Origin of the sequence: Shewanella sp. ZOR0012 (assembly GCF_000798835.1) — a bacterium.
Taxonomy (GTDB): Bacteria; Pseudomonadota; Gammaproteobacteria; order Enterobacterales; family Shewanellaceae; genus Shewanella; species Shewanella xiamenensis.
Genome location: NZ_JTLE01000094.1, coordinates 1278867 through 1295081, shown reverse-complemented (window position 1 = coordinate 1295081; position 16215 = coordinate 1278867). Strand labels below are relative to the sequence as shown.

The window sequence follows — 16215 nt, the reverse complement described above, 5'->3', positions numbered from 1 at the left end:
TCTTTCACTTTCTTCTTATCAGTTAAGTAGGTACAACCCATGCATCGTTGTGCTGAAAATAATCAAACAGAAATACAGCTTGCTCCAAGCCATAAATAAAATGCTTTAATTCATTGAATTGCACACGTTCGCTCAACTCTACGCCTAAGTTCCCAATCAATACTTGGTTAGCTAATAACTCGTGAGCGGCATGGTTTCGATCTTTAACGACTTGCTTTAATAGCTTTGTATAATCGGCTCGTAAACCAACAGTTTCTAGTTTTACTCGCGACTGCCCAAGTGTGAGCTTTTCCGTTTCCGACTCAGGTATGTCAAAAGATTCCTCTAAAAGTTTTTTTAAGGCAAACTCGAGAATTTGTGCCGTACCAAGGTAAATCGAAAAACATTCTAAGAAGGACTTATCATTGTATTTCTCCATTCGCTGGAATACTTCATTTTGTACATCGCTACCTGATAGCTCTTCTTTTTCGTAGATCGAAGACATTACCCTTCCTTGTATACATAACGATTTATATCGTGCGCTTGCGTCTAATCTCACCACCAACACTTGGCAAAATTATTCACAACTCACTGATTTAAAATTTGATTTCCACAATAACAAAAATCATTCTGGGTAGAAAGTGCGCAAACGCATGCTTTCTGCTTGTTTTGCGGTGTGCATTTTGAAATAAAAAAGCAGCGTATCGATGGATACGCTGCCTTGTTAGGGTGAGACCGACTTCTTACTCTGCGTGCATAGTCAGTATGGCCTTTGATAAACTCAGTCAAATTGCATATCAAAATCAAATCTTAAATAAACTCTTCACGTTTACGCAGTACCGCCAACAGTCCTAGGCCAAGCAGAGCAAAGAAAGAAACAGCACCGCCTTCTTCGACAATAATGACCTCACCAGAGCTATCGCGATCACGACTTTCTAGCGGCAAGGCATATAAGCCATCGGTATCATCGGCGCTAATGGTGGCGACAATATCGCTATAACCAACCTCATAGACATCGATTAATACATCGTAGTGATCCGTTTGATAGCCAGTGTAGAGGGTGGTCAGCACTTCGTAATCATCCTGAGTCGAGTCACCGTAGATGGTAAACACGTCCGTGGTGTAGTAATGCACCCAAGGGCCACCGTTACGACTGAGGTATAACTCGGCAAACAGGTCGGCGCGCTCATTAAGATATGCGCCAAACACATCCACATCGAAGGTTACGCTAAAGGTTTGATAAAACCCATCGTAATCAAAGTCTTCAAACAAACGGCTGCTGGCATCGAAAATCGCAAAGCTGTGATAAATAGGGGCGCGATAGGGATCTTCAGTGGCGGCGCTTGAACTGGGGATCGGCTGACTCGTATGTTTGGCGATCACTTGTTCGCGAGTCATGGGAGTTGCACCCATCAATTGTACTCGCTGAACATTCGCACCTTGTGCCGAGAAGGACGGTGCCAGCGATTTAACCGCAGCGGCAGTAGCTTCCGCTACACTTTGAGCGGGAGCCGACTGTTGCAATAGGCTTAAGGCTTGCTGCTCTTGCTTGACGGCTTGCTCGGCATCGGTCTTTTTCATCATACCAATACTCGCTGCACTAAAAGGTGCCAAGTTTGACTCGTCGCTCGGCTGCGCGCTCACCATTGTCGATGCCAGTAATGCACTGGCCAATACCACAGCCTTCACATAAGTCGTGGTTGCGATAACTTGTTGTTTCACTGTGTTCATCTTGAATACCCCATTGGATAATCCGCTCAAATTGGTGACATTAGAGGGCACTCAAGGTGAACATAAGCTGAATGCTGTATTTCAGAGCAACACTGCTGTTCAGCCTTAATTCATCTGCTGTGGTTAACACTACTAATATGTCACAGGATATGACTCCTGATATGTAAAGAGGTTCGATGAGGATTAACTCGATAAAATCTCACGAATCACAGTGAATTTTAAAGGAATTGTGTTTACCAATTGGCTGATCTCTATGTGTTTGTTATGGTGATGAGGTATTCTTAGTCGACTCGATAAGCTATCAAGCTCGCCACTTACTTAAGATCGCCGAACCTGTACGGGTAACAGATATGAAACTTGGTTTGACACTGACCCTAGTCGCTTGTTTATGTGCCTCCTTTGGCTGCATAGCGGGCAATGATAAACACGATGATCGCAATCAATCGCGCGACCAAGGCGTTAAGAATGAGCAGCGCCGCCTTGTGGTGAATAGTCCAGACCAAGCCGTGGCTATGGCACAGCGTCAATATCGAGGCAAAGTGCTCAGCGTGCAGTCGAGCGGCTCAGGCTATAGAGTCAAAATCCTCAATAATGATGGCCAGGTTTTTTCAGTTTCGGTGGATGCCGCTACAGGACGCGTGTCGAGGAATTAATATGCGACTCTTACTCGTTGAAGACGACTTAGCACTGCAAGCCAACTTAAAACAACACTTGCTTGATGCCCATTACAGCATTGATGCCGCCAGTGACGGCGAAGAGGGCTTGTTTCAAGCCGTTGAATATAACTATGACGCAGCCATTATTGATGTCGGTTTACCTAAACTCGACGGTATTAGCCTTATCCGCCGCATTCGCCAAAAAGAGCGCGCTTTCCCGATCTTAATTTTAACCGCGCGCGACAGCTGGCAAGATAAAGTCGAAGGCCTCGATGCTGGTGCCGACGATTATCTCACTAAGCCCTTTCATCCCGAAGAATTAGTGGCTCGGCTCAAAGCCTTGATCCGCCGCTCGGCAGGTAAGGCAAGCCCAATCATCACTAACGGCCCCTTTAGTTTAAATACCAGTAGCTTAGAGGTCCGCAAAGGGGACGAACTCGTCACGCTAAGCGGCTCTGAATACAAGCTATTTGAGATTTTTATGCTGCATCAAGGCGAAGTGAAATCTAAAACAGCACTCACCGAACATATTTATGATCAGGATTTTGATCTCGACTCTAACGTTATCGAAGTCTTTATCCGCCGTTTACGCAAAAAGCTCGACCCCGATAACCAATACAATCTAATCGAAACCCTGCGCGGCCAAGGCTATCGTTTAAGAGTCATTGCTCCTGAGCAAGGTACTGATGAGTAAGCGCGCGCTTGTCTGGCAGTTATTAAACTCCCTCAAAACTCGGCTCGTCCTTAGCGCGCTGCTGTTTATCTTAGTGCTACTGCCGCTGATTGGCGTCGCCCTCAATGACGCCTTTGCCGAGCAGGTAAAAAGTGCCGCTAAAAATGAGCTGAGTGCCTATGTGTATTCGATATTAGCGGTCACTGAGGTCGAAAATAAACGGATTTTTATCCCTGAATTAGTACTCGAGAACCGCTTTAACCTTATTCAATCAGGGCTTTATGCCATCGCGACTACAGAGAATGCCGAGCTTAAACAAAGTATCGTCTGGCATTCGCAGTCGTTTATGGGCATCACGCCACCAGCACAGTTCACCATTCCTCCAACGGGCAAAAGTGCCTTTGAGCAAATCGACCTCGCGGGCGCGCCACACCTTATCTACAGCTTTAGCGTGAGCTTTGCCAGCCTGAATGAAAATGTGCCGGTGACTATCCATATCATTAAGGATGAACAGGAGTTTCAGCAGCAGATAGCCCAATTTAATCAACAACTTTGGACTTGGTTACTGATATTAATCTTGGTGATGCTGGTGTTTCAATTGAGTTGGTTGATTTGGACCATTAGGCCGCTGGCGCGCTTTACCCAAGAGCTGCACGATGTGGAACAAGGTAAATCAACCCAGCTGAGCAGCCAGTACCCCAGCGAGTTACAGGCGGTCGCACGGCAATTGAATATCCTACTCAATACCGAGCAAACCCAGCGTAAACGCTATCGCAATGCCCTTGCGGATTTAGCCCATAGCCTAAAAACGCCACTGGCGGTGATTAAAAGTCAGGTGGATTTAAGTGAAGCCTCGAGTGAGCAAGTGTCGAACATCAGCCGCATTATCAGCCACCAGCTCAAACGTGCCCAAACCGCGGCGGCCGCCTCCTGGCATTTAGGGATTAAGGTGGATGAGGTCGCCAATAAACTGCTACGCACCTTAGCCAAGATTTATCGAGAGCCGCAGATTAACCTCAGTGGCGACATCGCTGAACTGGCGGTCTTTAAAGGTGATGAAGCTGATCTCACTGAGATTTTAGGTAACTTGCTCGACAATGCCTGCAAAGCCGCCAAATCAACGGTCAAATTAACCGTCACTGGCAATGCCTATCAATTGCAACTTTGTATTGAGGACGATGGTCCAGGGATTAGCGATGCCTTGCAAACACAAATCTTTGAGCGCGGGATCCGCGCCGACTCTTATCACCAAGGTAACGGCATAGGCCTCGCGATTGTCCGCGATTTAGTGGATAGCTATAACGGCCGAATTTCCGTATCGCGTTCAGAAACCTTAGGCGGAGCCCAGTTTACCGTTAGTTTTACTCATTCAGTTTAATCTTTATTTTCAATACCATATATCGTTTTATTGGTAATAAAATAAATCTGCAACGCGCTTTTTGCCGCACAACATACTTTCAGCTTATGTTCATATTCAAGCGCCTATGATGCCAATAACATCCTCAAATAGGATTATTGGAGCAAACCATGAACAGATTACATCGATGGAACTGGTTAGTGTTATCGGCGGCATTAGTTGCCCTGCCTTTCACCGCACCAACGCACGCCACAGGCGTATCCGTCAGCCAAGGTTCAAGTGCTTCACTCAGTCAGGCTGAACTCGAACAAATGCTCGCGCCAATTGCCCTCTATCCCGATAGTTTGTTGAGCCATATTTTGATCGCCTCAACCTACCCCCTCGAAGTGGTACAAGCACAGCGTTGGCTAGAGGATCATCCTAAGTTATCGGTCGAACAAGTGATGTCGCGCACCGAAGATAAGGGCTGGGACCCAAGTGTTAAGGCACTGATGGCCTTCCCCAATGTATTGCAAAAAATGAGTGAAGATTTGGATTGGACCCAACGGCTTGGCGAAGCCTTCTTGGCCAATGAGGGCCAAGTGATGGACGGCATACAATCACTCAGACAACAGGCGGACAAAGCCAACAGCTTGGCCAATATGGATAATATGGCGGTGACCCGTGCCAACAATCAGATCATCATCGAGCCAGTACGCCGCGAAGTGGTATATGTACCCTATTATGATCCCCGCGTAGTTTACGGCACTTGGCGCTGGGGCGTGGCCTATCCGCCCGTTTATTGGCAGTTTGGCGGCTATGTAAGCAACCCTTATCGCCCAAGTCACAGTTACTTTTACTGGTCACCCGGGATCCACATTTCCTTTAACTACTTCTTTAGCTCGTTCCATTGGCATCGCCATAAAGTGGTGGTGATAGATCACCATCACTCACACCATTATCGTCCACGGGAAAGGTACTCGGTCAGCCATGGCGCGCAGTCTTGGAAGCATAAACCCGAGCACAGACGCGGCGTGGTTTACCATAATCCAGCAGTAAAACAACGCTATTACAGTGACAGCAAATACCGTGGTCGTGATTCTCACTCCAGCGGTAGTGGTCAGCACTTTACCAGCCAATACTCGAAATCACGGGAACATCAAGACGCACGTTATAACCGCGACAACGAGGGTTATAACAAGCGCCAAGATAAGGACAGAGGCAACCACTATAGCTATAGCCGTGAACGTACGCCTAACTTGCAACATACTCAGGCCGAGTTAAAAGAGCGTCGAGCGACGCCAATGGACTCATCCCAAACTCACAGAGACAATTACCAGAGAGAGCATCGCCAAAAAGAGCGTAGCGACAATGGCCGCCATGATAATCAAGTGAGACAAAATCAGGCGAAGACGATGAGGGAGCAGACTAATGACAGTTGGCAGCGGCAGTATCAACCGCGAGAGTATCAAAGTAGCGATCAACAACCTCGCCATGTTGAAACCCGAGCTCAGCCACAGCGACACGAAACGCGCCCCGAGATCAGACGCCCAGAGCCACAGCGGATGGAGCAACCCCGTCACACCACACCAAGACAGCGGGAAGAGGTTAGTGTAAGACAGAGCGAACCGCGCCAACACATGCAGGCCGCACACAGTGTGGAGCGTAATCAAGGCCGCTCGACTCAGAGCCAAGAACGTCGCCACCGGGAATAATTAACTTCAACTCAGGTTAAGCAATGGATAAATGCCATCAATACAGCAAAAAACTCAAGTAATGTCCCCTCAAACTTGCGCGTTGTACCAATGATAGGGCGAATTGATGCGTTAATAGCGAGTTTATTACAAGTCAATTCAACACTGTGAGCGGTGCAACGATCTGTTTGATATGCATTTATCATCCAAAGTTAAGGTTATACCAATCACATTAAATATCTAATCAGTTCAGAGCCTCACAGGCATTTCAATCCAAGGCGCATTGACGCAGAAATGGTCATTCCCTTTTAAGTCAATGCAACACCGGAGTGGGATGCCTGTGTGGCTCCCAAAGGGCGGGTTTCAACGCGCTTTATACTGCGTTTAAGGCTTTCGACAGAGCACCACTATGCCTTCAAGCCTTCGCCTAGTCTAAAGCGCGTTCAATTCCCGCTGAATGAACAGATATTTAATACGATTGGTATTAATTAAGCACGGCTTCCCGTTTAGTCCCACAAACAACTACCTTCTGGACATATTGTTGCGCTGGTGAGGATCAACCGTCTTTCGATTAAGATCCTAAACTCATCTCATATTTCCAAATAAACTAAATAAACAGATTTTAATAACCAAAATTAGTTATATAGTCATAGAGAAGCCTAAAATGTGGCTTTATCGTTTTATGAGTTGAGGTTGTATCGACACACACTCGGAGGAAACAATATGACTACGTTATTAATAGTGCCAGGATTTGGTGGCAGCGGCCCCTTACATTGGCAAAGTTGGATTGCTCAAAAGTACACATCATCTTTATGGGTCAATGACTTACCTTTACTAGAACCGAAAATCCATATTTGGGCCGATGCAATATCCCGTGCAATGGATAACATCGAGGGGAAAATCCTCATTTTAGCCCACAGTTTTGGCTGCTTAGCCTCAAGCCTAGCAATTGCTCGTCATCCACAACGAGTAGTCACGGCGATTTTAGTTGCACCTGCATCACCAGAACGCTTTTCAGAAAATGGCCATATTCTGCCCGAACACGATGGCACGCCGACAATTAGGAATTTATTACCGAAACAAACACTTGGTGTCACAGGTCTAGTGATTGCCAGTGAAAACGATCCTTGGATGCCTTTCAATCAAGCAGCTTCATTGGCCAAATCCTTTGGTTTCCCGACCATTAACCTAGGCTTAAGTGGCCATATCAACGTGGATTCAGGGCATGGGCAATGGCCACTGATTGATGTTCTGGTAGGTAATTTTTTGTTTAAAAATGAAAATGTGCCACCAATGCCATCCATAAACATAGCTCAAGACAAAATCACACCACGCTTATTTCAAAATGGAATATAAAATCACAAAATACACCTTTTTAGTTATCAATGTTACCCTATAATCATCGTTATGGTGTCAAAAACCACTAAATGAGGGCATCAATGGCAACCAAAGAAGAGTTAGAGCAAACCTTAGTTCCAACGCTGCTCAACAACCTTGAAAAATTGCTCGGGCGTATTGAGTTTGGAACGGTGGAATTAACCTTTCACCATGGGAAATTAGTCCAACTAGAAAAGAAAGAGAAATTTCGATTAGACCAATTATCCCAATCGAAGTAGCTGTAAAAAGATAATTAGTGACAACCCAACATCGCTGACCGGTCCACCGGAAGCCTTATTAAATAATATGAGGATTTCGGTATGAATATTTTATCTCACCTACAAAAAGCAACACTCACCTTAGTTTTGGCCTCGGCTAGTTTTCTCGCGCTCGCTGAAGATACGCTATTGAATGTTTCCTATGATCCAACCCGTGAATTTTATCGGGAATATAATCAACTCTTCAGCCAATATTGGCAAAAACAAGGCCATAAAACTCCTACCGTTCGTCAATCTCACGGTGGCTCAGGCTCGCAAGCTCGCTCAGTTATCGATGGCTTGGAAGCAGATGTTGTCACTCTAGCATTAGCCTATGATGTTGATGCATTGAGACAAAAAGCAGATTTAATTCCTGAAAATTGGCAAAGCCGCCTCCCGCATAATAGCTCCCCTTACACTTCAACTATTGTGTTGCTAGTACGTAAAGGAAATCCAAAGAATATCCATGATTGGAATGATTTAGCCCGCAAAGGTGTAGAGGTTATTACCCCGAATCCTAAAACTTCAGGCGGGGCGCGCTGGAACTATCTCGCCGCTTGGGGTTATGCACTGAAGCAATACGGCTCAGAAGAAAAAGCGTTAGAGTTTGTCACGCAGATTTATAAAAACGTACCAGTGCTGGACTCAGGCGCCCGCGGTGCGACCAATACTTTTGTACAACGACAAATTGGTGATGTTTTTATCGCTTGGGAAAACGAAGCATTTCTGGCTGTCGAACAACTAGGTAAAGGGGAGTTTGAGATTATTGTCCCGAGTGTCAGTATTCTTGCAGAGCCACCCGTCACTATTGTCGATAAAAATGTTGCTCGCAAAGGAACTCGCAAACTGGCAGAGGCCTATTTGGCTCAGCTTTATTCTGATGAAGCGCAACATCTTGCTGCGAAACACTTTTATCGCCCAGCCAATCCAACCATTTCTAATCAATATAAGGATAAGTTTCCCCAGTTAACCCTATTTACTATTGATGACGTCTTCGGTGGCTGGAACAAGGCACAACAAACTCATTTCAATGATGGTGGTTATTTCGACGCCATTTTAAGCAAAATCAGTAAATAAACTTTGTGCGGTTTCGTCCACGAGAAACCGCTTATCTACTTGATTCACCATGGAATAAGAATATGAGTAAGGCAGCTATGAAATCGGTTTTGCCAGGTTTTGGTATTACCTTGGGCTTCTCAGTTTTATATTTAAGCCTCCTGTTTCTACTCCCTGTGGCTGGATTGCTCCTGTTTACGCTGCAAATGAGTTGGGCTGATTTTTGGGTCGCAATTAGTCATCCTCAGGTTGTAGCCTCCTACAAACTATCATTTGCGGCGTCTTTTATTGGCGCCACGATAAACGCTGTCTTTGGTACGTTAGTCGCTTGGGTGCTTGTGCGCTATCAGTTCTTAGGTAAGAAAGTCGTTGATGCTTTGGTGGATCTCCCGTTTGCATTACCCACTGCAGTGGCTGGTATTGCATTGGTTACGCTCTATTCAACCACGGGTTGGGTTGGCCAATATCTATATTTATGGGGCATTAAAGTCGCCTACAGTGAGATAGGCGTTGTTATTGCTTTAACTTACATAGGCTTGCCCTTTGTAGTTCGCACCGTTCAACCCGTTTTAGCCGACTTTTCTAAGGAATTAGAAGAAGCCTCAGCCTCCCTTGGTGCGAGTCGATTCACAACGATAAAACGAGTCATTTTACCTGCAGTATTGCCTGCATTATTGACGGGTTACGCTTTAGCGTTTGCCAGAGCGGTGGGCGAATATGGTTCTGTGATTTTTATCTCAGGCAATTTGCCCTATCGCACCGAAATTACTCCACTACTGATCGTCTCCAAAGCTGAGCAATATGATTATAACGGTTCCGCCGCCATCGGCGTAGTTATGCTCGCAGCCGCATTCATCTTATTGTTAATCATTAATAGCCTACAGTGGTGGGCGAGTAAAAGAGGCTAACTGAATGAACACCTTATCTCCGGCAACCAACCACGCCACCACAGAAGCACCTTGGATAAAGTGGAGTTTGATTGGCCTTGCGTTAAGTTTTCTCGCGTTATTTTTAGTTCTACCCTTAGCAGTCGTACTCTACGGTGCTTTCGAGGCTGGTATTAATGTTTGGTGGCAAGCAATCACAGATCCTGACGCGCTTGCGGCCATTCGCTTAACGTTACTGGTATTAATTATTGTTGTACCAACCAATGCTATTTTCGGCGTAGCAATCGCTTGGGCTATTGCTAAATTTGAGTTTAGGGGAAAAACCTTACTGATCTCGATTATTGATATGCCCTTTGCCATCTCACCTGTCGTCGTGGGATTGATTTTCGTGATCCTCTTCGGTGCCCAAGGATGGTTTGGACCTTGGCTCGCTGCCCATGATTTAAAGGTCATATTTGCCGTCCCAGGAATCATCATTGTCATCATGTTTGGCACTTTACCCTTCGTGGCGCGCGAATTGATCCCACTGATGCAACAACAGGGCAAAGATGAGGAAGAAGCCTCGCTAACCTTAGGCGCCAATGGTTTGAAAACCTTCTGGTACGTCACGCTACCGAATATTAAATGGGGCTTACTCTACGGCGTGATCCTCTGTAATGCCCGTGCGATGGGCGAGTTTGGCGCGGTCGCTGTGGTGTCAGGTCGCATTCGCGGTGAGACCAATACTATGCCGCTACATATAGAAGTCCTCTACAACGAATACATGTTTACAGCCGCATTTGCAGTATCGTCCCTGCTCACAGGCTTAGCACTGGTGACTATCGTGCTCAAAAGCATGGTGGAGTGGAAAGATGAACGTAAACATAAAACCCACTAAGCGCACTACTTTATTGAAGAGACCACTATGAGCATACATATCCAGCAAGTTAATAAGCATTTTGGTAACTTTGTCGCGGTTGACTCTGTGAACTTAGAGATAAAAACAGGCGAGTTAACAGCCCTGTTAGGTCCATCTGGCTCAGGCAAAACAACATTATTACGTATCATTGCCGGACTCGAGCAGGCCGACAGCGGAATCGTCAAATTCAACGGTGAAGACATTACCACTCAACATGTGAGTGAGCGTGGCGTCGGCTTCGTATTCCAACACTACGCCCTATTTAAGCATATGACTGTGTTCGAAAATGTAGCCTATGGACTGACGGTCAGGCCAAGAAAAACACGCCCAAGCAAGGCGGAAATTGCCGAGAAGGTGCATTCATTACTCAAACTCGTCCAATTAGATTGGACCGCTGATCGCTATCCATCACAACTCTCTGGTGGGCAAAGACAACGCATCGCCCTCGCACGCGCATTGGCGGTAGAGCCAAAAGTCCTACTGCTTGATGAACCCTTTGGCGCACTTGATGCAAAAGTTCGCGCTGAATTACGCCGTTGGCTCAGACGCTTACACGATGAAATCAATGTGACTACAGTATTTGTCACCCATGATCAGGAAGAAGCACTCGAGGTGGCCGATAAAATTGTAGTGATGAATAAAGGTCGTATCGAGCAGCAAGGCACACCAGAAGAAGTCTATGACACCCCAAGTAATCCGTTTGTGTATGAATTTCTGGGTAACGTAAACCTATTCCATGCAAGGGTAAAACACGGCCATAGCACTATCGGCAATATTCATATTCCCTCACCAGAACATGCGGAGAGAGAAGAACAACAAGGTTTAGCCTATGTACGTCCACATGAAATCGAAGTTTTAACCCAACCAACGGAAAATGCTATAAAAGTTAACTTAGATCTAGTAACCATTGTCGGCCCAGTTGCACGATTAGAAGTATTGACTGAAATAGATGAGCAACTGATCCACGTTGAACTGTCCAAAGTGCAATTTAAACAGCTCGGGATCAGTAAAGGCGATAATGCTTGGATACAGCCGCGCTATTCCAAAGTGTTTCTAGGAGAGGGTATTTAACGGTTTAGAGTGTGTCGCAAAAGAGCGCGAAGATTCGCGCTCTTATTGATAACTCAGTCGTTAAAACTTTAGGGTCAAGGACTGGCCTTCTCCCATACCTTGCCACTCGATGGTAAGCTCCATTATCTCATTGATAATATGTTCAAAGTCAGATTGTGAAATCTCAGGTACGGCTAATTTACGGTTACTACAGGCCTGCTCGAGTAAATAGATAAATCCCGCATAGCTAGGCGTATCAGCAGACCATAGCAGAGATTGCAACGCTTCGACGATCGATTCGGTTTGCCAAATATCAGTTTTATCAGCAACCGCTAAAGAAGCTTCGTTATGCTCAAGGGTGAAATTGATATCGGCACCAGCACGTATTTGTGAGAAGAAAGCCCCCTGAATCCGCAGGCGTTTTTCAACGACGTAGTGAATCATATCGTGGGGAGCAATCCCCTGCTCAGGCATCTGAGTTTGTGTGGCACTACCATCCATGCGAACACAACGTAATTGAGCGTAACGGGTCGAACCTTTAGTGAAGATAACTTGCATAGCGCTGTCCTTAATGTATCCATGTCCTATCGCCAGACTGACTCAAGTATAGTGCTAAATGGATAAAAAACGGCCTAAAAATTGCGTTCAATAAAACGCAAACAATCATCGGCAGATAAGGGTTTACTGAAATAATATCCCTGCACCAGATCGCAACCCATGCTCGAGAGCAACACCAGTTGTGCCTCGTTTTCCACTCCTTCAGCCACCACGGTTAACCCTAACTCATGGGACATCGAAATCGTGGCCGCGCTGATTGCCGCATCGTTTGGATCATTTTCAATATCCTTCACAAAGGATCGGTCTAACTTTAGCCTATCGAGGGGGAGCAACTTCAAGTACGAGAGTGACGAATAGCCGGTGCCAAAATCATCAATTGCCAATTCAATCCCATATTGACGCAACTCGGCCAGCAACTTGGCATTTTGCTCAGGATACTGCATGGCGACACTTTCAGTGATCTCAAGCTCCAATGCTCCCTTGCCAAGATCATATTGAGCTAACACATTGATAATATCAGCAACTATGGTCTCTTTACGCAGTTGATGCGCCGATAGATTAACCGCCATTCGCAAGTCTTTCGCGCCCTTTTTACGCCACTGCGCCAGTTGTGCGAGTGCTTGCTCTAATACCCATTGGCCGATGGGGATAATCATGTCGATCTCCTCGGCAATAGGAATAAAGCGATCGGGAGCAACCAATCCCAATTCAGGATGCTGCCAGCGGATCAACGCCTCAACACTCACCATTTGTCCGGTGTTGATATCGATCTGCGGCTGATAATGCAGCAGTAACTCATCACGGGCAATGGCTTGCCTGAGCCCAGTTTCAATTTGCTGGCGCTCAGTCACTAAGGTATTCATTGCAGCGGTGAAAAACTGATAGTTGTTTCGTCCCGCCGCCTTGGCGCGGTACATGGCCATATCGGCATTTTTCATCAATGCCTCAACACTGTCACCATCGGTTGGGAACAGGCTGATGCCTATGCTAGGTGATGAATGTAGGGGCTTGTTATCTATGATGTAGACTTGATTCAAACCGCTGCGCAAGGCTTCCGCCACCTTAGCGACGCTATCGTGATCCGTATCGGACAACACCACGACAAATTCATCACCGCCTAAGCGCGCGACGATATCGTCACTGCTTACAATACTCTTTAAGCGCCGCGCCACTTCGAGCAACAACATGTCGCCGACATGATGTCCCAGGGTGTCGTTAATATTTTTGAAATGATCCATATCGATAAACATTACGGCAATCTGGGTTTGGCTGACAAAAGCCTCCTGAAAAACCATCTCCAAACGCGATTGCAGACTCAAACGATTCGGTAGCAAAGTTAAGGAATCATGATGCGCTAAGAAATGAATGCGTTCCTCATTAACTTTGCGTTCGCTGATATCGGTAAAACTGCCGATGTAATGGCTGATTGCCCCAGTTTCGTCGCGAACCACAGACATCATCAGCCATTTCGGGAAATCATAGCCATCTTTGTGGCGATCCCACACTTCTCCTTGCCAAAACCCCGTTTGCTCAAGCGCAGCTCGCACTTGAGCATCAATGTTTTTATCGGTTCGAGCGGCTTCAATAAAACGACAGTTTTTACCTATGATTTCATCCCTTGAGTAACCAGTAATTTGGCTAAAGGCGCTATTAACATCCACGATGACATCATTGGCATCAATAATAGTGATACCTTCCCCACTTTGCTGGAATACCTGTGCCAGCAAGTTAACTCGGGCAATAGTGCGCTCTTGCGCGGTAATATCTTCCACAATAAACAGGATAAGCGGCTCACCATTAGCTGCGGCCACTAAGGAGCCATTCAGTCTGACGGCGACTAGCTGTCCGTCTTTATGCCGATAGTGCTTCTGATAAGGACCATAACGGCGTGTTTGCTTGAGGCGTTCGAGCTGCTCAGCCTCAGTCACTTGGTAACGAATCGGGGTAAGATCCCAAGGATCAAGCGCCTGAAGCTCCTCTAGTGTGTAGCCCGTAATTTCAGTAAATGCTTGGTTAATGGCGACAAAGTGCCCATCCTCAAGACGTTTTAACACATGGCCAACGGGTGCCTTATCGAATAGGTTACGGTATTTTTCTTCGCTCTCGACGAGGGTGGCTTGAAATGCTTGATTACGCGCAATCTCCTTCGAAAGTGCCATAGTTTTTTCTGCCACTTTATCCTCAATCCGATGACGCTCACCGGAAGAGATTAATGTCACACCACTCACAACGGCACAGGTGATAAAGGCTAAAAGTAATAGCAACAGTGACAGACTGTAAGATTCACCCATCAGTTGAGCATACGACTCGTAAATCACAATATGCCATTGCCTATCGGCAAGCGTTAAGTGGGCCTGATAGTATTGGCCTGTTTTATCGCTATGTAACTTACCAGAAAAGGTAGGAAATTCTTTCTGACTATTAGCATAGAGCAAGGCTCCATCAGCACTCATATCCGTTAGCCGCCAATGCAAACCTTTTACCTGTTCGACTTTATTGATGATGCTTTGGATATCGATCACCGCCGAACAAAATCCTTTAATGTTACCGACGCGATCGAAAGAAGGCACCAATAGTAGCGTGCCTCCAAGGCCATGAGGATCTTCAGCTAATTGGATTTTGCCTGTGATCACCGGCGCAAGCGTTGATCTCCCTTTTGCTATGGCTGCCGCCCTCGCAGACTCGCTGTTGAGATCTAATCCAAGTACGGCGCGACTGCTATACATAGGTTGCACATACTTAACAGGCACAAGCCAGCCGTCGGCGTTTGGTTTGCCCCCCTCTAAATATTTGATATTGAAAGGTCGCCCCAGCTCAGCTGTGGTTGCAGACTCAAAACTCTGTTTATCGCTCGCCGCAACCAATGGTGACCAAGCCCAAGCCTTAAAGCCATCTAATTGGAGTCGATTACGTTTACCGAACTGAATAAATTCATCTTCCGTGACTATTTCACTGTTATCAAACAGGCTGGCAAGGGCAACTAATTGTTGTAGATTGGTTCCCTGAAAAGTTTCCACACTACTGATAATCGCATTGGATTGAATTTGAAACTTATCCTGCAGTTGCTGCCGCTGGTTCATATCTGCGTAATAATAAATCCCCACGCAAAGTAAAAAACCAATCACCAAAGGTAGTCCTGTTTGAATCCGCCTTGAGCGCCAAATGGGTCGCCGATCAAACACTAATATGGTTAGCGGGATAAAAATGACCGCTCCAAGGAAATCGCCCATCCACCAATTGAGCATACTGGTAACGAGATCCGAACTTGGAATCATGCCGTAAACTGCAAGTGCAGCATTACCCAATAGAGAGGCAATAATACAACCAGCACTGAGACTAACCATTGATTTTATAACAGTTTCTGGTTTATCAAAGGTCAGTAAAGGATCGATGTATCGAATAATTCGAGCAGAAATAATGGTCTGTAGTAACGTGCCCAAGGCAATACTGACGGGCAACCAACCGAGATGTAGTTGCCCACCAATATTAATATTAATCAGCAATGCCCCTATAAAAACCCCAATCCAAGGCGCATATGCTTTCCATAAAAGACAAGCAGCGATTGCGATCCCTGCCGCGGGCCAAATTGCCGCAGAATATCCGGGAGGTAAGGCAATCATCAAACCCATTTTACCGACAATAAAGTAGGCTAAGGCTATGAATAAATTGACCTTAAAATAGTGCGCAAATGCGTTGATATTTAATCCCTTGTAGTAATTGGGTTGATAATCAGAATGGGCCCATAATGCCTTAATCTGCAAATCAATCTCAAGAGTAGTCAAACCGTTAGCTCATTGGGAGTTGAAAGCCAAAGCGGTACCATGATGTAAAAATTATTTTTACGCTATCTAACCAGTTAAACTGCCACAAAACACCCTAGGGTGATAGCTACGCTTTATTGTAGGATTCAGCATTGAATATCGGCAAGGCATCACTAAAATCAGAAACTATAAACAACCAACTCGGCAAATAAGCGCGCTAAACGACTCACAGTGAAGCCAAGACATTTGCATATCTTCATCACATTTTCCACACAGAATGTGAGTGAAATCAGTTTTTATTT

General features: G+C 45.9%; 14 protein-coding genes. 10 read left to right on the top strand and 4 right to left on the bottom strand.

Features of this window, described 5'->3' with window-relative positions; translation table 11 throughout:
• Window positions 1-22: 22 nt before the first annotated feature.
• The gene (locus tag L976_RS07395; protein ID WP_052183975.1) at window positions 23-484 is read right to left on the bottom strand and encodes a hypothetical protein; all 462 of its coding nucleotides are present in this window, start codon (window positions 482-484) and stop codon (window positions 23-25) included.
• 305 nt (window positions 485-789) lie between these two features.
• Window positions 790-1710 (bottom strand): choice-of-anchor H family protein, encoded by a 921-nt coding sequence (locus L976_RS07390; RefSeq protein WP_047535593.1) that lies wholly within the window; start codon window positions 1708-1710, stop codon window positions 790-792.
• 350 nt (window positions 1711-2060) lie between these two features.
• On the opposite strand from L976_RS07390, the gene L976_RS07385 reads away from it, so the two are divergent.
• From L976_RS07385 to L976_RS07345, 10 genes are all read left to right on the top strand, one after another.
• On the top strand, window positions 2061-2363 hold the full coding sequence (locus tag L976_RS07385) for a PepSY domain-containing protein (RefSeq protein ID WP_037423775.1): 303 nt from the start codon (window positions 2061-2063) through the stop codon (window positions 2361-2363).
• A gap of 1 nt (window position 2364) precedes the next feature.
• Window positions 2365-3060, top strand: a complete 696-nt coding sequence (locus tag L976_RS07380) for a response regulator transcription factor (protein ID WP_047535591.1) — start codon at window positions 2365-2367, stop codon at window positions 3058-3060.
• The gene (locus L976_RS07375) at window positions 3053-4417 is read left to right on the top strand and encodes an ATP-binding protein (RefSeq protein ID WP_047535589.1); all 1365 of its coding nucleotides are present in this window, start codon (window positions 3053-3055) and stop codon (window positions 4415-4417) included. Before L976_RS07380 ends, L976_RS07375 begins: the two co-directional genes overlap by 8 nt.
• A 149-nt stretch (window positions 4418-4566) precedes the next feature.
• A complete protein-coding gene (locus L976_RS07370) occupies window positions 4567-6090 on the top strand; it encodes a DUF3300 domain-containing protein (protein ID WP_047535588.1) in 1524 nt (507 codons plus the stop codon).
• Window positions 6091-6792: 702 nt separating this feature from the next.
• On the top strand, window positions 6793-7425 hold the full coding sequence (locus L976_RS07365) for an alpha/beta hydrolase (protein WP_047535587.1): 633 nt from the start codon (window positions 6793-6795) through the stop codon (window positions 7423-7425).
• 83 nt (window positions 7426-7508) lie between these two features.
• Window positions 7509-7685, top strand: coding sequence for a YezD family protein (locus L976_RS22280; RefSeq protein ID WP_052183974.1), 177 nt, complete (start codon window positions 7509-7511; stop codon window positions 7683-7685).
• 81 nt (window positions 7686-7766) lie between these two features.
• Entirely contained in the window at window positions 7767-8780 is a 1014-nt protein-coding gene (locus L976_RS07360; RefSeq protein ID WP_047535586.1) for a sulfate ABC transporter substrate-binding protein, read from the top strand.
• A 62-nt stretch (window positions 8781-8842) separates the two neighbouring features.
• Window positions 8843-9667, top strand: coding sequence for a sulfate ABC transporter permease subunit CysT (gene cysT / locus L976_RS07355; protein WP_047535585.1), 825 nt, complete (start codon window positions 8843-8845; stop codon window positions 9665-9667).
• A 4-nt stretch (window positions 9668-9671) separates the two neighbouring features.
• On the top strand, window positions 9672-10523 hold the full coding sequence (cysW, locus tag L976_RS07350; RefSeq protein ID WP_047535583.1) for a sulfate ABC transporter permease subunit CysW: 852 nt from the start codon (window positions 9672-9674) through the stop codon (window positions 10521-10523).
• Window positions 10524-10550: 27 nt separating this feature from the next.
• A complete protein-coding gene (locus tag L976_RS07345) occupies window positions 10551-11615 on the top strand; it encodes a sulfate/molybdate ABC transporter ATP-binding protein (protein WP_047535581.1) in 1065 nt (354 codons plus the stop codon).
• A 60-nt stretch (window positions 11616-11675) separates the two neighbouring features.
• Here the strand turns inward: L976_RS07345 and L976_RS07340 are convergent, their stop codons facing one another.
• Both L976_RS07340 and L976_RS07335 read right to left on the bottom strand, forming a co-directional pair.
• Window positions 11676-12152 carry a cytoplasmic protein gene (locus L976_RS07340; protein WP_047535579.1) on the bottom strand — a complete coding sequence of 159 codons (477 nt, stop codon included), beginning with the start codon at window positions 12150-12152 and terminating at the stop codon, window positions 11676-11678.
• A 74-nt stretch (window positions 12153-12226) separates the two neighbouring features.
• On the bottom strand, window positions 12227-15850 hold the full coding sequence (locus L976_RS07335) for an EAL domain-containing protein (RefSeq protein WP_047540242.1): 3624 nt from the start codon (window positions 15848-15850) through the stop codon (window positions 12227-12229).
• Between the last annotated feature and the right edge of the window lie 365 nt (window positions 15851-16215).

What these genes read in the sequence shown, in the direction of transcription:
- L976_RS07395 (WP_052183975.1), bottom strand. Translation starts at nt 484, where the DNA reads ATGTCTTCGATCTACGAAAAAGAAGAGCTATCAGGTAGCGATGTACAA.
- L976_RS22280 (WP_052183974.1), top strand. Translation starts at nt 7,509, where the DNA reads ATGGCAACCAAAGAAGAGTTAGAGCAAACCTTAGTTCCAACGCTGCTC.
- L976_RS07340 (WP_047535579.1), bottom strand. Translation starts at nt 12,152, where the DNA reads ATGCAAGTTATCTTCACTAAAGGTTCGACCCGTTACGCTCAATTACGT.
- L976_RS07390 (WP_047535593.1), bottom strand. Translation starts at nt 1,710, where the DNA reads ATGAACACAGTGAAACAACAAGTTATCGCAACCACGACTTATGTGAAG.
- L976_RS07385 (WP_037423775.1), top strand. Translation starts at nt 2,061, where the DNA reads ATGAAACTTGGTTTGACACTGACCCTAGTCGCTTGTTTATGTGCCTCC.
- L976_RS07370 (WP_047535588.1), top strand. Translation starts at nt 4,567, where the DNA reads ATGAACAGATTACATCGATGGAACTGGTTAGTGTTATCGGCGGCATTA.
- L976_RS07360 (WP_047535586.1), top strand. Translation starts at nt 7,767, where the DNA reads ATGAATATTTTATCTCACCTACAAAAAGCAACACTCACCTTAGTTTTG.
- L976_RS07365 (WP_047535587.1), top strand. Translation starts at nt 6,793, where the DNA reads ATGACTACGTTATTAATAGTGCCAGGATTTGGTGGCAGCGGCCCCTTA.
- cysW (WP_047535583.1), top strand. Translation starts at nt 9,672, where the DNA reads ATGAACACCTTATCTCCGGCAACCAACCACGCCACCACAGAAGCACCT.
- L976_RS07345 (WP_047535581.1), top strand. Translation starts at nt 10,551, where the DNA reads ATGAGCATACATATCCAGCAAGTTAATAAGCATTTTGGTAACTTTGTC.
- L976_RS07380 (WP_047535591.1), top strand. Translation starts at nt 2,365, where the DNA reads ATGCGACTCTTACTCGTTGAAGACGACTTAGCACTGCAAGCCAACTTA.
- L976_RS07375 (WP_047535589.1), top strand. Translation starts at nt 3,053, where the DNA reads ATGAGTAAGCGCGCGCTTGTCTGGCAGTTATTAAACTCCCTCAAAACT.
- cysT (WP_047535585.1), top strand. Translation starts at nt 8,843, where the DNA reads ATGAGTAAGGCAGCTATGAAATCGGTTTTGCCAGGTTTTGGTATTACC.